The sequence below is a fragment of the Chryseobacterium sp. FP211-J200 genome (assembly GCF_001643375.1).
Classification (GTDB): Bacteria; Bacteroidota; Bacteroidia; order Flavobacteriales; family Weeksellaceae; genus Epilithonimonas; species Epilithonimonas ginsengisoli.
The window spans coordinates 16,150-33,631 of sequence record NZ_LSHB01000056.1 but is presented as its reverse complement, the minus strand read 5'-3'; the positions used below and the strand labels follow the sequence as shown (position 1 = coordinate 33,631).

Below are 17,482 nucleotides of genomic sequence, written 5' to 3'. Positions count from 1 at the left end.
TTATAGTCTTAGAGGTTTTTTTGATGAAAATGTAATATTGGAGAGGTTATTGCAATTGATATACTTGATTGTCAGTTGGTTGTGAGCCTTGTTTTTTTATTGAATTACAAATACGAAATGAAACTCCACAATTTCCGGGTTTTGAGATAATCTAAGTTTTGGTCGTTCTCGTAAGCTTCTCTTTCGAAGCTGATGTTGCGGTAAGCCCGTTCTGGATCTTTGTATTTGAGATATTTGATGTAATATTCTGACAAATACCAAATGTAAAACGGAATTATCAAAAGTTCCAGTTGTTGGCGAAGATGTATTTTCTCGTGGTTGATGAGACTCTGGTTTTGCCTCAACTCTTTTTTCCTCAGCAAAATAAACGGGAACAAGGTAATCCCCGAAATTTTAGTATTTTTGAGTAATCTTTGGCAGATGATTATCATTTCTGAGAAGTTAGAGTTTAGATGTTAGAAATTAGATTTTAATTCTAATATTTAATGGATAAATTTGATTTGAAGACAAAGCCCGCAGCCCGACTTGAACGTAGCTCATTTTTTGCAGCTGGTTAAACGGGGGCAAAAAATAGCGGGAGTGGAAGGCGGAAATAGCTGCCATAATAATTCTCATTAATAATCTATCAAAGATAAAAATTTTGGTACAGTTTTTTAACTTATGAAACTAAATGACATCAAAGAGAATGAAGACTTCTACTACAACGAGCAAGGTTACAAGGTTTTCACGGAGAAATTCCATCTGAAACGCGGCTATTGCTGTAAAAGTGGATGCCGACATTGCCCGTATGGCTACGATAAAAAGACGGATACATTTATTAAAAAATCTAAATAATTACTATAATGAAAAAATATTTCTTCATATTACTGGCAGCAGTTTCTTTGGGCGTGACTTCTTGCAGCCCTTTCAACGTGAAATCTGACTATGCTGCGACAGCAAATTTTGCCAACTACAAAACGTATTTGCTGAGAACAGACGACCTGAAACTGAATGACATCGATAAAGACAGAGTCCTGAACGAATTATCAAAACAATTGCAGGCAAAAACTTTGACGTCGGCTCAGAATCCTGATTTGATCATCAATGTAAAAGCGTCTCATAAGAAAGTACAGGATATCCAAACTTCGTACGGCGGTGGTTTCGGCTGGGGAAGACCTTGGGGCTGGGGCGGTGGTTTCGGAATGGGAAACACCTGGACGAACAATTACAACAGCGGAACCATCGTAGTGGACATCGTAGATGCGAAAACCCAGAAATTGGTTTGGCAGGGCATCGGAAGCGGACTTTCCGTGGATTCGCCGAAGTCTAAACAAAGACAAATCCCAGAAATCGTAGCTGAGATAATGAAAAATTATCCGCCACAAAAAGGAAAATAGTTTTCAAAGACATTTAGATAATAGACTGATAAATTTTTGACTTTATCTTTCTTGTACAAATATTATATTAACCATCTCATTTTTTATGAGATGGTTTTTTATTCGGAAATTTTGATGACTAGAAGTTCTTTTGCTTCTTTCAGAATTTCTGATTTTCTTGCTTCATCCAAATTCAAAACGTCCAGTAAATTTTGATTATTGAATAATTCTTTGACTAAAACACATTTTTTCTCCAGCAGTTTTTGCTTCTGTTTTCCGTCCAACGTTGTGAGGCAAGTGACTGGGTAAAGCGCATTTTGGTCAACCAGACTTTTGATGTTTTTATCTTTCGGATAATCCCAGGACAACAATCTGAGTCCGTAATATTCGCCGAAAGCCACAGAATCTTTGGTGAAATAAGTGTTCGTGATGAGCCAGCCATCTGTAAATTCGGTTTGAGTTCCGAATAGATTATATTTGATTTCAGAAATATCTTTGATTCTCGACAAAACGTACATCGGCGTTGTGACGGAGATTTTCGTGTCTTCCGCATTTCGGAATTTGCATTCTACCCAATAGGTTTTCTCGTCTTTTTTGGCGATGACGTCCGCTTCGTGCGTTACGGCGTGGCCTTTTATCAATTGCCCGGTTTCCGTTTTGTAGCCGATATTTTGGAAAACTCTTGCAATCCACTGTTCGAAATAAAATCCCGCAGGTCCCAATTCCAACAACGCTTTTTTCAAGCTGTATCTTGCTGCGACCGAGTTTGAAACTTTCTTCAATTCGTCGAAAGCCAATTTGTAAATTTCTCTTGTTGTGACGCCTTCGATGCAATTTGGCAAAATATTATCAATCACTTTTTTGATAGAATTTTCATCCGCCCCGGAATTCTGAAGTGAATTTTCCAGTTTTGAGATTTCAAATTCTACAATTTCGCCAGCGTTATTTTTGATTTTCATAGTTGTGTTTGGTTTTTAACGCAAAGGCGCAATTTTTTAGATTTTGATAATGTTGAAAGGCGCAAATTATCTTATCGAAGATAAAAACTTTGCGACTTTTTATTTGATGATTTTCAATCAATTTTTGCGCCTTTGCGTTAAAATTTTCTTCGGTTTATTCTACAAACCAAATTTCAAACCGACTTCCTTGTTCCAATGGTTTATAGTTAAGATAACCTTTATGTGCTTCGATAATGCTTTTGCTCAAAGTTAAGCCGATTCCGGAACCGCTGATTCTAGTTGTGAAAAATGGGAGGAAAATCTTGTCTTTTATTTCATTGGAGATTCCGATTCCGTTGTCTTCAACACTTAATAAAATTCTTTTGTTGAAAGTTTTAATTTCTGTTTTAATGATTTTTTCTGAGTTGTCGGCAACTGCGTAAATTGCGTTCAGATAAAGATTGATCAGACATCTTTCAATCATTTTCTGGTCAGCGAATATCACTTGATTTTCCAGAGAGTTGATAATTTTGATCTGATTTTTTTCGAATTCTGGTTTGAGGAAATTAAGTGCAGATTCTACAATATTCGTCAAAGAAATGGTTTTGAAAACCGGTTTTGGAAGTTCAGCAACTTGTCGGTAATCATCCACGAAATTCAGTAATTGTTTGGATTTTGAATTAATAATCATCAAGCTTTCCTTCATTTCCTCTTGGTCTTCTTTTTCAACGATTTCCTGATTTGCAATATATTCAAGATTTTGAATCAAACTATTAACTGGCGTTAAAGTATTCAGAAGTTCGTGGGAAATTACTTTCATCAAATTATTCCACGCCAGTTTTTCTTTTTGCTCAATGATTTTCTGAACGGATTCCAAACTGATGATGCAAAAACGATTTTTCACATTTTGAACTTTTTTGGTTCGAAGAGAAAACGATTGTTTCACATTTTCATTAATGGAAATATCAAAAAATTCCTGCGAGTTTTCGTAATTAGTTTGCTCGATGATTTTATAAAATTCTGATGTTTTGGATTCATATAAATCCCAAGAATTATATTTTGGAATCTGAAGAATTTCCAGAAAAACCGGATTCATATAAAAAACTTCCCATTGATTATTTTTTTCAGAAAGAATCATCAATCCGATTTCCAGTTGGTTCAGAATTTCTTCGTACAAAAGTTTGTAAGATGACAAAGACAAATGTTCTTCTTTGCTTTGATAATAGAGTTTTACAGCACTGTCAACCAAGTTATTTCCCTCAGTTTTGGGAAATAATGAAAAATCTTTTTTCTGAATCGCCAATAATATCTTGTCCCCTTTTTGAACATAAGTCAAAGCCGAAATTTGAGCCAAAACAATACAACCAATCGTCAAAATCGTAAACAAACCGAAATTAATCCACTTATTCTGAGAATAAAAATCAAAGGCAATAATCCCGCTGACAATCGCCAGGAGAATAAATAACAGCCAAATAAATTGTTGCTTGTTCATTTTAATTTTATTGTCTAGCCTTGTCAAGGTTCAAAACCTTGATAAGACTAATTTTTAACTTCCATCTTCCATCTTCCGACTTTCTACAACTCAAATTTTTCCATTCTTCTATACAATGCTGCTCTCGACAATCCCAAATCTTCCGCCGCCAAAGAAATATTGCCACGGTGTTTTTTCAAAGCTTTTTTGATGAGAATTTCTTCCATTTCTTCGATGTTGAGATTGACTATTGGTTTATCAGATTCTTCATCTTGAGGCATTAACAATTTCAAATTTTTCTCATTGGAAAGAATCACGCTTCTTTCGATGCAATGGTCAAGTTCACGGATATTTCCCGGCCAGGAATACGTTGTGAGTTCGTTGATCAAAGATTCATTCAAAGCCAAATCTGATTTATGATATTTCTGTTTGTACTTTTCTAAAAAATAATTGGCTAAAGTTGGAATGTCTTCCAAACGCTCTCTCAGACTAGGAATTTGTAATTCAACGGTGTTGATTCTGTAATATAAATCTTTCCTGAAACGATTCTCTGAAACAGCTTTTTTAAGGTTTTCATTTGTTGCAAAAATAAATCTTACGTCCAAAGTTCGTTCTTTATTTTCTCCGATTCTAGTCAATTTTCGATTTTGAATTAAACTCAATAATTTGGTTTGAAGATGAAGCGGAAGATTCGCGATTTCATCCAGAAATACCGTTCCGTTCTGAGCATTTTCAATCTTCCCGGAATAATCCTGATTCGCATCGGTGAAAGCTCCTTTTTTATAACCGAATAATTCCGCTTCGAAAAGATTCTCGGAAAGACTTCCCAAATCAATGTGGACAAATGGCTGATTTTTTCTTTCCGATAATTCGTGAATGTGTTCTGCGAGGACATATTTTCCAGTTCCGTTTTCTCCCAAAAGTAAAATATTGGCGTCAGTCGGCGCCACTTTCGTGATTTGGTCCATCACTTCCTGCATTGCAAAAGAAGCAGTTTCCAATTGATACTGATTTGTTTTTACGCTAACATTTTCCCATTGATTCAGTTTTTTATTTTTTCTGGAAATATCGACTGCGAGATTTACGGAAGCATAAAGCTTTTCATTATTCCAAGGTTTTAAAATAAAATCGGAGGCGCCGTTTTTCAAAGCTTCAACCGCCAATTCCACTTCGCCGTAAGCAGTCATCAGAATTATTGGAAGCTGAGGTTCCAAAGTTTTGATTTCTTTCATCCAATACAATCCGTCTTGTCCGCTTTCAAAACCTTTCCGGAAATTCATATCGAGAAGAACCGTATCAATTTGATGTTCCGCTAAAAACTTCAGAATATTTTTCGGCTGACTGAGACAACTCACTTCCGTGAAAAATTTCTTGAGCCAGATTCTCGCCGAAAACAAAATATCCTCGTCGTCATCCACAATTAAAATATGTGCTTCTTTTTTTCGCATTTTTATAATTTGAAAGTTTATTTAATATTCCTTCGAGAGCCTCAGGATGACAATCGTCCGAACGTACTTATTAACTATCACTCAAAACTAATTAACTATCAACTAAAATTGTCCGTTTTCGCACAAATAGTGTCCGATAATGAACAGTCTTAAAATTAATTAAAATATATTTAATCACATTTTCAGGGAGTTAGTAGTTTATAAATCTCTGGTATTTACATTGTGTAATAGTCTGTAAGTAAATAAGTTATCTTAAAGATGGATACGAAAATAGTAAAAAAGAAGTCTAAACTAAAATTAATATCGATTATCGTTGTTTCTGCTTTGACAGTTTCAGTTTTCGGATGGTACTTTCTGAATCAGAAAAAAACGTACAATGTGAAGTTAGAAGATATTCAAACTGATGTGGTGACGAATGGGAAATTCGAAGATATGTTGATGGTTACGGCGCAAACGCAATCTCTTAATTCTTCTTTAGTGAACGTTTTGGAAGGTGGTGCGGTAAAAGAAATTTTTGCAGAAGACGGACAAATGTTGACGAAAGGACAACCCATCGCAAGAGTTTACAATCCAAATACGGAATTTAATTATCTGAATCAGGAAACTGGAATTATGCAGCAGATCAGTCAGATGAGAAGTTCGCTTTTGGAACTGAAGAATCAGGAATTCAATCAGGATAAAGAATTGCTACAATCTCAAAATGATTACAATACAGCTTTGCAGTCCTTCAATCTTCAGAAAAGATTGTACGATGCGGAAATCGGAAAGAAAACCGATTATGATATTGCTTTACAAAATCTCAATTATCAGAAACAAAGAAAAGTAATTGTCGAAAAAGGCGCTTCCAGCGAAAAGGCTTCGAGAAATTCTCAGTTCTCTGCCATCAATAATTCCATCAATCAAATGGAAAAAAGTTTGAATATCCTTCGTTCCAACAAAAATAATTTCCTGATAATGTCGCCTGTTTCGGGAAGATTATCGTCATTTAATATTTCATTAGGACAGAATCTGACGACTGGCGAAAGCATTGGAAAAGTTGATTTGATGGGCGGTTACAAGTTGATTGCAAAAGTGGATGAATATTACATTAATAAACTCACAAACGGAATCAAAGGAAGTCTGGAAAACAATGCAAAGCAATTTGAGGTCATCATTACCAAAATTCTTCCGGAAGTAAAAGACGGACAATTCTCAGTAGAACTTAATTTCGTCAATGTAAAACCGGAGAATCTGAAAATCGGAATGACGTTCGGAGTGAAGCTGAAATTGTCTGCTGACACGCAAAGTATGATGATTCCAAAAGGGAATTTCTACAAAGACACGAACGGAAAATGGATTTTTGTAATGAAAAATAACAAAGCCGAAAAACGAAACATCAGCCTTGGAAGAGAAAATCAAATGTATTATGAAGTGGTTTCCGGACTGAAACAAGGCGAAACTATAATCACATCAGATTACACCGAACTTAAGAAATATGAGATATTGGATATCCAAAAATAAAATAAAAAACTAAAAAATATAACAATGCAAAAATTACTATTATTAATTATAATTACTATCACTGCGATATTTGTAAACGCACAAAGCCCAACAAAACCGACTGAAAATCTGGAAAGCAAAACCATCAATTTGGAACATTTTGATTCTATTGACTCTGCGATGGTTTTTGATGTGGAAATAAGAAGATCAAATGAAGAAAAAGTCGTGATTACGAGCAATTATCTTCGTTTTGTTGAAGTCAATGTGACAAATAATAAATTAGAAATTGACTATAAAAGAAATCAGCCTATGGAAAATGTGAATACCAAAATTGTGATTTACGCAAAAGATGTAAAATCCGTTAGTGCAGGCATTGGTTCTATCGTGAAAATCAAAGACAACTTTAATATTCAGGAATTTTCTACGGAAAGTGGCGGAAAAATATTTGGCGATTCCAATGCGAAAAATATTGTCATCAACACGCAATCCGGAGGCTCGGTTTTAGGAACTGTAAATACAGAAAATCTTGTGTTGAACGCACGATCAGGAAGTAAAATTGATATTCAAGGAAAAATTGATTCCGCAAAAATCACTTCTCAAGGCGCATCTAGAATCGTAGCAACAAAAACTAATATTTCTGTCGCAACTGTGACTGCGGAATCGGCTTCTTCGGTTAGTTTAAGTGTTTCTAAAGAACTCACGGCTTCTGCAAGTTCCATGGCGAAAATCAGATACAAAACCTTGTCGGGAATCAAATTCTCTGCGGACAGAGATTCCGGCGGGACAATCGATTCAATTTAATTACAATCGATTATTGATAAATTTTTATTAAAACTCAAATCACAAACTTTAAAACTAAATCAAAATGATAAATATCCAAAACCTTTCAAAAGTATATAAAACCGAAGATGTACAAACCAATGCGCTTAATAATGTAAGCTTAAACATCAAAGAAGGAGAGTTTGTAGCCATAATGGGACCTTCAGGCTGTGGGAAATCCACTTTCCTTAATATTCTTGGACTACTCGACAGCGCTTCTTCCGGTTCTTATCAGTTTGAATCCGTAGAAACCATCGGAACTTCTGAGAAGAAAAAATCGCACATCAGAAAGAAAAATATAGGTTTTATTTTTCAGAATTTTAATTTGATTGATGAACTGACAGTTTACGAAAATATCGAACTTCCATTAATCTACAACGGCGTTTCTTCATCAGAAAGAAAAAAACGAGTAGAAGAAATTATGGAGAAAATCAACATCGCGCACAGAGCAAAACATTATCCACAGCAACTTTCCGGAGGTCAACAGCAGAGAGCGGCCGTTGCAAGAGCATTGGTGACAAAACCAAAATTAATCCTCGCCGATGAGCCAACAGGAAATCTCGACAGCTCCAACGGAAACGAGGTGATGAACCTTCTCGCAGAACTTCACAGAGAAGGTTCCACGATTGCGATGGTAACGCACTCGTCGTATGACGCCGGTTACGCTTCCAAGATCGTGAATATGAAAGATGGCGAGATTTTCAGCGAAGAACATTCTTCTCAAAGAAAAGACGTCTTCGAAAAGGCTGATTCCAAGAACTTCGAATAATTGTTAAATAAAGGAAGCTGGACGATGGAAGCTGGATGTTTACACTGCCGGATTTCTTCCATCTTCCCGCAACCGACTTCCAAGATTATCATTTATCACTTATCAACTATCAATTATGTTAAACAACTGGCTCAAAATTGCCTTCATCAATTATAAAAAGAACTGGCTTTCCACCATCATCAATTTGTTTGGATTGACCATTGGTTTGACGGGATTCATGCTCATCCTGATGCACTGGAATGACGAAGAATCCTTCGAAAAATGGAATCCGGGGAAAGACCAGATCTACTCATTCCAAACTTATCATAAACCAGAGAATTCTTACGGGAATAATATTTCAATCCCGATGGCAAAGCGTGCCAAAGAAGTGATTCCCGGTGTCGAAGATTACGTATTGTTCAACGGTTCTGGAATTGGTCTGAAGATGACGACGAAAGTTAAAACTGTTTTCCAGAAAGACGGAATGACAGCTACGGAAAGTTTTTTCAAATTCTTTCCTTTCAAATTGGCTGCAGGAAGTTATAAAAATGCCTTAAAAGGTGAAAATGCAATCACACTTTCTACAGATGCCGCAAAAAATCTCTTTGGTAGAACTAATGTTGCTGGGGAAAGTGTGAAATTTGATAACAAAAATTATGTCGTAACGGCAGTTTATGAGTTGCCAAAAGAAAACAGCCAGATAAAACCGGAGTTCATCATCCATCCTTCTATGGAACAGTTTAAAGGCGACGAGCAGAATTGGGGAAACTTCAATTACGGTTCATTTTTTATGCTGAAAAAAGGAACAGACCCGAAGGTTGTGGAGCAAAAATTTGTGAAAGATGTCTTTGAATATCGCGCAAGTTTGGACAAAGATTCTGCGGGAATGACCATTCAACAATACCTTGACCTTTACGGACCAACAGATAGTGTACTGACACCACTAGATCAAATAAAGCTTTATGCAAAGGCATCTTGGTTCGGACAGCCAGATTTTAAAACTTTGATGATTTTATTTACACTTTCCGTTTTGATCGTGATTTTGTCAGCCATTAATTTCATCAATCTAAAAACAGCGCAGGCCTCTCAACGTGCGAAAGAAATTGGCGTGAGAAAAGCCATTGGAAGTACAAAATCCAATCTTCTTATACAGTTTTTGATGGAAACATTTCTGATCTGTATGGCTTCTTATCTACTTTCTCTGGCCTTGACAGAGCTTCTTCTACCAAGCTTCAACAAGTTCTATGACAAGCAAATGGTGATGAATGATTGGCGCATCTACTTCTACTCATTTTTGATGGTGATTATGGTAACATTGATAGCAGGATTGATTCCGGCGACTTACCTTTCAAACTTCAAGGCGATAGAAACTCTGAAAGGAAATTTTGCCAGAAGCAAACACGGCGTTTGGCTTAGAAACGGGATCTTGACTTTACAATTGATCATCTCTTCATTCTTCATCATTGGTGGATTGATTGTGAACCAGCAAGTGAAATACATGATGAACAAAGATCTGGGCTACAGCGGGAAACAGATTATGATGATCAACTTCAGCGAAAGTAGCCCAAAGCCCTGGCTGAAATATGAAAGACTGAAAACCGAAATGAAAAAGATCAAAGGGGTGACTGATATTTCTTACGGAGAAGCTGTGCCGGGAAGCAATCGATCTAGCAGTTCCAATATGGATTTTATGGATAAAAGTATCCAGGGTCAACATGGTTCTATGGATTTTAACTATCTGCAATTCATCAATGTAAAACTAAAAACAGGTCGTTGGTTGGATCCTCACCTTTCTTCAGACACCATCAATAATGTTTTGATAAATGAAGCTTTTGTAAGAAAATTCGGTTGGAAAGATGAAGATGCTTTGAAGAACGAGATCAAGCCGGGCTTTGATAATAAAAAGTACAAGATAGTGGGTGTCGTCAAGGACTTCAACATCAGAAGTTTGAGAGCCGAAGTAGAACCGATCATTTTTTTCCACTATAGGGAAACCGAATGGAAGAGATTCAATGTCTATAATATCCAATTGAAAATTGATCCCAATGATATAGATGGAACCGTGAAGAGACTGAAGACCTATTGGCAGAATAATGTAGAGCAAGGCTATCCTTTCGACTATTATTTCCTTGATCAGCAATTTGCAAAAACCTTCGTGAAATATCAGAAGCAACAGACACTGTTCACCATCCTGAATGCCATGGTCTTGATGGTCGCATTATTGGGGTTATTTGCCTTGTCATCATTGATGATCGAACAGAAACTGAAAGATATGGCCATCAGAAAAACACTTGGCGCATCAGACAAAACTTTGATTTTTGGATTAACGAAGCAATTCCTTTGGATTACATTAATCGCTGTTATCATCAGTATTCCAATCAGTTATTATTTGATGAATGAATGGCTGAAAGATTTCGCTTACCGAATTGAGATGCCAATTTTACCCTTCATTTTAAGCCTTGTCGTTTTGCTCTTATTGACATTCTCGCTCGTAAGCATCAAAGCGTACCAAGCAACGAAAGTGAATTTGGTTAAATATCTGAAATACGAGTAAAGCTAAAAAGCGCCTTAAACAGACAATCAAAGACTTTAAGTAGACTGTCAAAGGTCTTGAGTAGACAATCAGAAGAGTTAAGTAGACTGTCAAAGGTCTTGAGTAGACAATCAGAGGGGTTAAGTAGACTGTCAAAGGTCTTGAGTAAACAATCAGAGGAGTTAAGTAGATATTTACAGAACTTAAGTAGACAGTTACGGGGGTTAAGAAGATAATTAAAGGTCTTGCCTGGGGAATCCATTTTTAAAATTTATCAATCATCAATTATGATCAAGAACTGGCTCAAAATAGCATTCATCAATTACCGGAAAAACTGGCTTTCCACCATGATCAACATCTTGGGATTGAGTGTTGGCTTGTGTGTTTTCCTGTTGATATTCATCCATTGGCAGGACGAGAGATCTTATGAACAGTGGGTTCCGAATAAGGAGAATATTTATTTGGTAGAGAATCATCTTTCTTCTTTTGGTGATATGTCGCAATCCAGTTATCCGGAATTGTATGTTTCAAAAGAGAAATTTCCGGAGATCGAGGATTATACGATTGCCAATATTTGGGGCTGGTACAAAACGAGATTAATAGCAGGTGATAATTCAAGCTATTCTACGACAGGTCAGGTTTCCAGTTCTTTTTTTAAATTCTTTCCCTTCGAGACGGTTGCTGGGAATATCAATAATGCATTGACAGACAAATCACAAATGGCGTTGTCAGAAAATACAGCGAAACAATTATTCGGTGACGATTACAAAAGCAGTATTGGAAAAACAGTAAAGAAAGACCAAAATGGCAATGTTTACACAGTTTCGTTGATTTATAAACTACCTGAAGAGAATTCAGTGTTCAAAGCAGATTATCTGACATTAGAAAATCAACCGAAAGATGATACGCAATGGATGAGCTATAGTTTCTTGGGACTTTTCAAAGTGAAACCAGGCACGGATATACAAAAACTGGAAGAGAAATTATCAAAACAACAGCAATACCACGAAGAAATTCTTTCTAAAAAATGGGGTTCCAAAGTCGATAAGAAAAATCCCACCAAAGTATTTCTGACACCACTCACAAAAATGAAATTGGATGCCAAAGGCGATGGAATATCAAAAGGCGACAAGAAATCTTTGAAAATATTACTCGGCTTATCTGTCTTGATTTTGATCTTGTCCGGCATTAATTTAATCAATCTAAAAACCGCACAATCTGCTCAAAGAGCAAAAGAAGTTGGTGTCAGAAAAGCGGTGGGAGCTTCGAAGAAAAGCTTGGTCATTCAGTTTTTAATAGAAACTTTTATGATCTGTCTGGTAGCTTACTTTATTGCTTTCGCTTTGGTCGAGTTACTTTTACCTTCATACAACAAATATCTGGGCAAAGAGATTAAACTGAATGATCCTAATATTTTCATTGGCTCGGCAATTCTGTTGATTTTGTTCGCATTGTTTGCAGGCATTATTCCGGCCATTTATTTATCGAATTTCAAACCTATCAATACTTTGAAAGGCAATTTTTCCAGAAGTAAACACGGCGTTTGGTTGCGGAATTCTATCTTGACTTTACAACTGATAATTTCTTCATTTTTCATCATTTCTTCATTGATCATTCATTCTCAGGTAGATTTTATGATGAAGAAAGATCTCGGCTTCAAAGGCAATCAGGTTATTCAAATCGATTTCAAAAAGACCAATTACAATGAGAAAGATTACGATGTCAAAAAATATGAACTCCTGAAAAATGAGGTCCGAAAAATATCAGGCGTTGTCGAAACTACCGGTTCTGTGCAGTCTTTGGGAATGGGACTTCGTAACGCATCTGTAGCAAAATATGCTGCCGACACGACCAAAATGATCAACAATGTTGCAGTCGGTGGGATTGAGGAAAACTATTTCCGTTTTTACGATATGAAAATTGTTGCCGGCAATGATCTCAATTGGAAAAAAGCGTCTGACACGATCAGCGGAACAGTTATTAATGAAACGTTTGCAAAAAAAATGGGCTGGAACATTCAGCAGGCCGTTGGGAAAGAAATTCTTCCTGGTTGGGAAGACAAAAAGAAGTATAAAATTCTTGGCGTGGTCAAGGATTTCTATTATGGCGGTGTCGACAAACCGATAGAAGCTGCCGCTTTCTACAACTACGACAGAAATTGGGCAAAAAACAGTATGACCAATCTCCAGATCCGATTAGATGGAAACGATATCAATGGAACGATTGAGAGGATTAAAGAATTTTGGCTTACGAAAGCCGAGCCAGGTTATCCTTTCGATTATGACTTCATAGATAAGCAGTTTGCAAAAACTTATGAGAAATTTCAAAAACAGCAGACACTCTTCACAACTTTGAATATCGTGGTTTTGGTTGTTGCATTATTGGGATTGTTCGCGTTGTCATCATTGTTGATAGAACAAAAACTAAAAGACGTCGCAATCAAGAAAACCTTGGGTGCAGAAGAGAAAACCATCATTTGGGATTTGACAAGAAGGTTTTTGATCATTTGTTTTTTTGCTGTGATACTAAGCATTCCGATCAGTTATTATGCAATGAATGAATGGCTCAAAGATTTCGCTTACAGAATCGATATGCCCGTTTGGCCATACGTTCTGAGTATGATTTCTCTATTGATTTTAACTTTTGTCGTGGTAAGTTTCAAAGCTTATCGTGCTACGAAAATCAATTTGGTTAAACACCTAAAATATGAATAAAAGAACCCGAATGGGTTCAATATCAGTAGTCTTAGGTAAAACCTATGGAACAATAGATAGCAGAAAATCTATCAAATAATCAAAACAATGAAAAAACTATTCTTCATATTCATCATCAACCTTTTCCCGGCGCAGCAAAGTTGGACCTTAAAACAATGTCTGGATTATGCCTCCGCCAATCATCCTTTAGTAAAGCAATCGTCTGTAAATATTCAAAAAAATGACCGATGGGTTTCCGCATCAAAAGGAATGTTGTTGCCGTCTGCAGAAGTAGGAATCAATCATAATTATAACTTCGGAAACGGAATCAATCCGCAGAACAATCAGCGTGAAAGTATCAATACGCAAAACGACAATTTTTACGCACAAGCCAATTGGGAATTGATGAACTGGCGCAATTACCTCAATATTTCATTATCCAAAATCAATCGTGAAACGTCAACTTGCCGAATGAAACAAGCGCAAAATGAGGTGAAACTAAATGTTATCCAAATGTTTTTCAATTATCATAACAGCAAAAGCTGGTTAGAAGTTTTGGAAACCCAAATCTCCGGAATCGAGGATCAGATCAAACGCACCGAAAAAGAAGTCGAAATCGGAAATCGACCAAAAAGTGATGTGTACGACATCAAAGCCAACCTCGGAACTCTGCAGGAGCAATGGGTTTCCGCAAAAAATTCCAGAGATTTGTCCAAAATTAATTTGCTAAATGCTTTGGCTATCACAACAGATTCTTTGGATTTCAAAATGGAAGATGACGCGCTTGCAAGCTCCAATTTCAATGACGCTGATTTCGTGAAAAATCTTTTGGAGAAAAATCCGGCTTATCAATCGATTCAGACAGAGATCAAAGCACAGCAAAAAAATGTAGCCATCGCAAAATCTGGATATTTACCAACTTTGAATGGCTCGTACAATTGGTCTAGTTTCTACAGCAAAACCTTGGGCGAGTCGGCAGATGCATTTTCTGACCAATTCAAACGAAACAAAAATCAACAGGTTGGATTCGGTCTCAATATTCCGATTTTCAACAAATTGCAAGTTAAAAACAATGTTGAGATTGCCAAATTGAATGTCATCAATTCCAATTACGACAAGGAAATCGTGATTAATAATCTCACGCAAAGCATCAATTCCATAAAAGCACAATTCCAAAACTCCGAAGAAAAATACACTTTGCTCCAGGCCAATTTCGAAAACCAAAAACTATCTTTCCAAAAATCTGAAGAGAAATACAAAGAAGGTTTAATGGACGCTTACACCTTTTTTGTGGTCAGAAACAACTGGCTTCAAGCGAATTACAATCTTATCAACAGCAAAAACGAAGTCATCCAACAAACCGAATTGCTCAAAGTTTTCGAATCCGGATTTTAAAGATGTGAAAAATGTCAGTCTGAGCGCAGTCAAAGACTTTCACACCAATTTCAAAACATACATTATATTATTTTCTCACGAATCCTTCCGACGGCTCACACTTCGGAGGGATTTTTCTTTTTAATAATTATTTGACTACGTCGAACCACTTTGTTAGGTTTGGGCGCCTTTATCCGCCTTCCGTTCCCGCTATTTTTGCCGACCCTAAAACCAGCCACAAAAAATGAGCTCCACTCAAGTCGGGGCGCGCTTCGCAGAGTTGAAACATTATTTTAAAGATCGAAGATTAAAAAAACTTACGTGTTCTTATGTGACTTTATATTCAATTACAATTAAACTTAAGTGTTAAATGATACAATAATATTTGAAGACTTTAGATTAAAAATCCCTCGTTTTTTCAATTTAAAAATCGCATTTTTGCAAGCCTTATTTCCAAACTGAAAATGAAACGTCTTGACGTTCCATTTGACCTTTAAAGAAAATAGAATCCTCAAATGAAACTTTGTATAGCCGAAAAACCCAGCGTTGCCCGTGATATTGCCAAAGTTTTGGGAGCCAATAATCCCAAAAGCGGCTATATGGAAGGAAACGGCTATTGTGTCACCTGGACTTTCGGACATCTTTGCACCCTGAAAGAACCGCAGGATTATGCACCACATTTCAAATCCTGGGATTTAATTTTCCTGCCCATCATTCCCAAACAATTCGGAATCAAATTGATTGATAACAATGGCGTTGAGAAACAATTCAACACCATCGCAAAATTGGTGCAGGAATGTGATGAGGTCATCAATTGTGGTGATGCCGGGCAGGAGGGAGAGCTCATCCAGCGTTGGGTTCTGCAAAAAGCAAAATGCGACAAACCAATGAAACGTCTTTGGATTTCGTCCTTGACAGAAGATTCTATAAAAGAAGGTTTTGAAAATCTGAAACCTGCAGAAGATTACAAAAATCTGTATCAGGCGGGAAACGCAAGAGCAATTGGCGATTGGCTTCTGGGAATCAACGCTACAAGATTATTCACCAAGAAATTTGGAGGAAACAAAGCGGTTTTATCGATTGGACGCGTTCAAACGCCGACTTTGGCAATGCTTGTTCAGCGTCAAAAAGAAATCGATGCGTTTTCTCAGGAAGAATATTGGGAACTGAAAACGAAATACAGGGATGTTCTTTTTAGCGCATCAATCGATAGATTAAAAACCTTAGAAAAAGCAGAAAAAGGTTTAGAATATCTCAAGAATAATCAATTCGAAATTGTCTCTTTCGAAATTAAGGAAGGAAAAGAAAAAAATCCAAGATTATTCGATTTGACGGGACTTCAGGTGGAAGCGAATAAGAAATTTGGTTTCTCTGCGGAACATACGCTTAATTATATTCAAAGTCTTTACGAGAAAAAACACACAACTTATCCAAGAGTTGATACGACTTATTTATCAGAAAACCTCTATCCAAAAATTGGTGGAATTCTGAAAAGTATGACGATTTACTCAGACTTGATTTCGCCCTTACTTTCTCAGCCAATCCCGAAAACGAAAGCGGTTTTCGATGATACAAAAGTGACGGACCACCACGCCATCATTCCGACAGAAATTCCGCCTTCATCAAACTTGAGTCGAGAGGAAAAATTAATTTATGATTTAGTAGCCAAACGATTCATCGCTGTTTTTTATCCAGAATGTAAAATTTCAAATACTTTGGTGGAAGGTCAAGTCGGGACAATTCCCTTCAAAGCTTCCGGAAAACAAATCCTGGAACCAGGCTGGCGAGCGGTTTATGCAAAAGACAAAAAAGAGGAAAAGGACGAAAAAGATAAAGACGAGGAACAAACAATTCCGGAATTTGTAGCGGGCGAAAATGGCGACCACACACCTTTGATTCATCAAGGAAAAACCTCGCCACCAAAACCTTACACAGAAGCGACATTGCTGAGAGCAATGGAAACTGCAGGGAAACAAGTGGAAGATGAGGAACTCCGCGAAATGCTCAAAAACAACGGCATCGGAAGACCATCAACCCGAGCCAACATCATCGAAACTTTGTTCCGACGAAAATACATCGAACGTAAAAAGAAAAACCTTGTCGCAACCTCGATTGGTATTGATTTGATTGACACGATTGAAGATGAAGTTTTGAAAAGCCCAGAACTCACAGGAGAATGGGAATCCAAACTCCGCAGAATCGAAAAAGGTGAGTACGAAGCCAACCAATTCAAAGACGAATTGATAGAAATGGTAACGGAACTTACGCGAAAAGTCATTAGTTCAAAAGGAAAAGTGATCAATTTTGAGGAAGAAAAACCTCCACCGCCAAAAGAAAAAGTACCAAGAGTAAAAACGGAGATCATCTGGACAGAAACCCAATGTCCAAAGTGTAAATCCAATATGTTGATGAAAGGAAAAACGGCCATCGGCTGTTCGGATTTCAAAGCTTGTGGCTTCAAAGTCTCATTTGAAATACTTGGAAAAAAACTGTCGGAAAAGCAACTACAGGATTTGATTCTGAAAAGCAAAACATCCAAACTAAAAGGTTTCACAGAAGGCCAGGAAGAAGGTGTTTTAATTCTGAATGATGATTTTTCCGTTGGCTTAAAATAAAAAATCAAA

Annotated in this window: 13 protein-coding genes; 9 read left to right on the top strand and 4 right to left on the bottom strand. The window is 36.8% G+C overall.

The window, feature by feature from the left end; genetic code table 11:
- Positions 1 to 104: 104 nt before the first annotated feature.
- Complete coding sequence (locus AXA65_RS15710) at positions 105 to 431, bottom strand: hypothetical protein (RefSeq protein WP_063971022.1); 327 nt, start codon at positions 429 to 431, stop codon at positions 105 to 107.
- 229 nt (positions 432 to 660) lie between these two features.
- Here AXA65_RS15710 and AXA65_RS19955 point away from each other — a divergent pair, with 229 nt between their 5' ends.
- Complete coding sequence (locus AXA65_RS19955; RefSeq protein WP_165569350.1) at positions 661 to 834, top strand: DUF5522 domain-containing protein; 174 nt, start codon at positions 661 to 663, stop codon at positions 832 to 834.
- A gap of 8 nt (positions 835 to 842) precedes the next feature.
- Complete coding sequence (locus AXA65_RS15705; RefSeq protein WP_063971021.1) at positions 843 to 1,376, top strand: DUF4136 domain-containing protein; 534 nt, start codon at positions 843 to 845, stop codon at positions 1,374 to 1,376.
- Between the two features lie 98 nt (positions 1,377 to 1,474).
- Here AXA65_RS15705 and AXA65_RS15700 read toward each other — a convergent pair whose 3' ends face one another.
- The 3 genes from AXA65_RS15700 to AXA65_RS15690 all read right to left on the bottom strand — a co-directional run bounded on the left by AXA65_RS15700 (position 1,475) and on the right by AXA65_RS15690 (position 5,212).
- Positions 1,475 to 2,314 carry a restriction endonuclease gene (locus AXA65_RS15700; protein ID WP_063971020.1) on the bottom strand — a complete coding sequence of 280 codons (840 nt, stop codon included), beginning with the start codon at positions 2,312 to 2,314 and terminating at the stop codon, positions 1,475 to 1,477.
- 154 nt (positions 2,315 to 2,468) lie between these two features.
- Positions 2,469 to 3,785 (bottom strand): sensor histidine kinase, encoded by a 1,317-nt coding sequence (locus AXA65_RS15695; protein ID WP_063971019.1) that lies wholly within the window; start codon positions 3,783 to 3,785, stop codon positions 2,469 to 2,471.
- Positions 3,786 to 3,868: 83 nt separating this feature from the next.
- Positions 3,869 to 5,212, bottom strand: coding sequence for a sigma-54-dependent transcriptional regulator (locus AXA65_RS15690; RefSeq protein ID WP_063971018.1), 1,344 nt, complete (start codon positions 5,210 to 5,212; stop codon positions 3,869 to 3,871).
- 258 nt (positions 5,213 to 5,470) lie between these two features.
- On the opposite strand from AXA65_RS15690, the gene AXA65_RS15685 reads away from it, so the two are divergent.
- The 7 genes from AXA65_RS15685 to AXA65_RS15655 all read left to right on the top strand — a co-directional run bounded on the left by AXA65_RS15685 (position 5,471) and on the right by AXA65_RS15655 (position 17,473).
- Entirely contained in the window at positions 5,471 to 6,712 is a 1,242-nt protein-coding gene (locus AXA65_RS15685; RefSeq protein WP_063971017.1) for an efflux RND transporter periplasmic adaptor subunit, read from the top strand.
- 24 nt (positions 6,713 to 6,736) lie between these two features.
- Positions 6,737 to 7,492, top strand: coding sequence for a GIN domain-containing protein (locus tag AXA65_RS15680; RefSeq protein ID WP_063971016.1), 756 nt, complete (start codon positions 6,737 to 6,739; stop codon positions 7,490 to 7,492).
- Positions 7,493 to 7,556: 64 nt separating this feature from the next.
- Entirely contained in the window at positions 7,557 to 8,279 is a 723-nt protein-coding gene (locus AXA65_RS15675) for an ABC transporter ATP-binding protein (RefSeq protein ID WP_063971015.1), read from the top strand.
- 115 nt (positions 8,280 to 8,394) lie between these two features.
- Complete coding sequence (locus tag AXA65_RS15670) at positions 8,395 to 10,812, top strand: ABC transporter permease (RefSeq protein ID WP_063971014.1); 2,418 nt, start codon at positions 8,395 to 8,397, stop codon at positions 10,810 to 10,812.
- 266 nt (positions 10,813 to 11,078) lie between these two features.
- Positions 11,079 to 13,505: an FtsX-like permease family protein gene (locus tag AXA65_RS15665; protein WP_063971013.1), complete on the top strand. Its 2,427-nt coding sequence runs from the start codon at positions 11,079 to 11,081 to the stop codon at positions 13,503 to 13,505.
- Positions 13,506 to 13,592: 87 nt separating this feature from the next.
- Positions 13,593 to 14,879 (top strand): TolC family protein, encoded by a 1,287-nt coding sequence (locus tag AXA65_RS15660; RefSeq protein ID WP_063971012.1) that lies wholly within the window; start codon positions 13,593 to 13,595, stop codon positions 14,877 to 14,879.
- 494 nt (positions 14,880 to 15,373) lie between these two features.
- Positions 15,374 to 17,473, top strand: a complete 2,100-nt coding sequence (locus AXA65_RS15655) for a type IA DNA topoisomerase (protein ID WP_063971011.1) — start codon at positions 15,374 to 15,376, stop codon at positions 17,471 to 17,473.
- The last annotated feature ends 9 nt before the right edge of the window (positions 17,474 to 17,482 follow it).

Coding starts and splice junctions, on each gene's coding strand:
- AXA65_RS19955 (WP_165569350.1), top strand. CDS start 661: ATGAAACTAAATGACATCAAAGAGAATGAAGACTTCTACTACAACGAG.
- AXA65_RS15710 (WP_063971022.1), bottom strand. CDS start 431: ATGATAATCATCTGCCAAAGATTACTCAAAAATACTAAAATTTCGGGG.
- AXA65_RS15700 (WP_063971020.1), bottom strand. CDS start 2,314: ATGAAAATCAAAAATAACGCTGGCGAAATTGTAGAATTTGAAATCTCA.
- AXA65_RS15685 (WP_063971017.1), top strand. CDS start 5,471: ATGGATACGAAAATAGTAAAAAAGAAGTCTAAACTAAAATTAATATCG.
- AXA65_RS15665 (WP_063971013.1), top strand. CDS start 11,079: ATGATCAAGAACTGGCTCAAAATAGCATTCATCAATTACCGGAAAAAC.
- AXA65_RS15695 (WP_063971019.1), bottom strand. CDS start 3,785: ATGAACAAGCAACAATTTATTTGGCTGTTATTTATTCTCCTGGCGATT.
- AXA65_RS15690 (WP_063971018.1), bottom strand. CDS start 5,212: ATGCGAAAAAAAGAAGCACATATTTTAATTGTGGATGACGACGAGGAT.
- AXA65_RS15675 (WP_063971015.1), top strand. CDS start 7,557: ATGATAAATATCCAAAACCTTTCAAAAGTATATAAAACCGAAGATGTA.
- AXA65_RS15660 (WP_063971012.1), top strand. CDS start 13,593: ATGAAAAAACTATTCTTCATATTCATCATCAACCTTTTCCCGGCGCAG.
- AXA65_RS15705 (WP_063971021.1), top strand. CDS start 843: ATGAAAAAATATTTCTTCATATTACTGGCAGCAGTTTCTTTGGGCGTG.
- AXA65_RS15670 (WP_063971014.1), top strand. CDS start 8,395: ATGTTAAACAACTGGCTCAAAATTGCCTTCATCAATTATAAAAAGAAC.
- AXA65_RS15680 (WP_063971016.1), top strand. CDS start 6,737: ATGCAAAAATTACTATTATTAATTATAATTACTATCACTGCGATATTT.
- AXA65_RS15655 (WP_063971011.1), top strand. CDS start 15,374: ATGAAACTTTGTATAGCCGAAAAACCCAGCGTTGCCCGTGATATTGCC.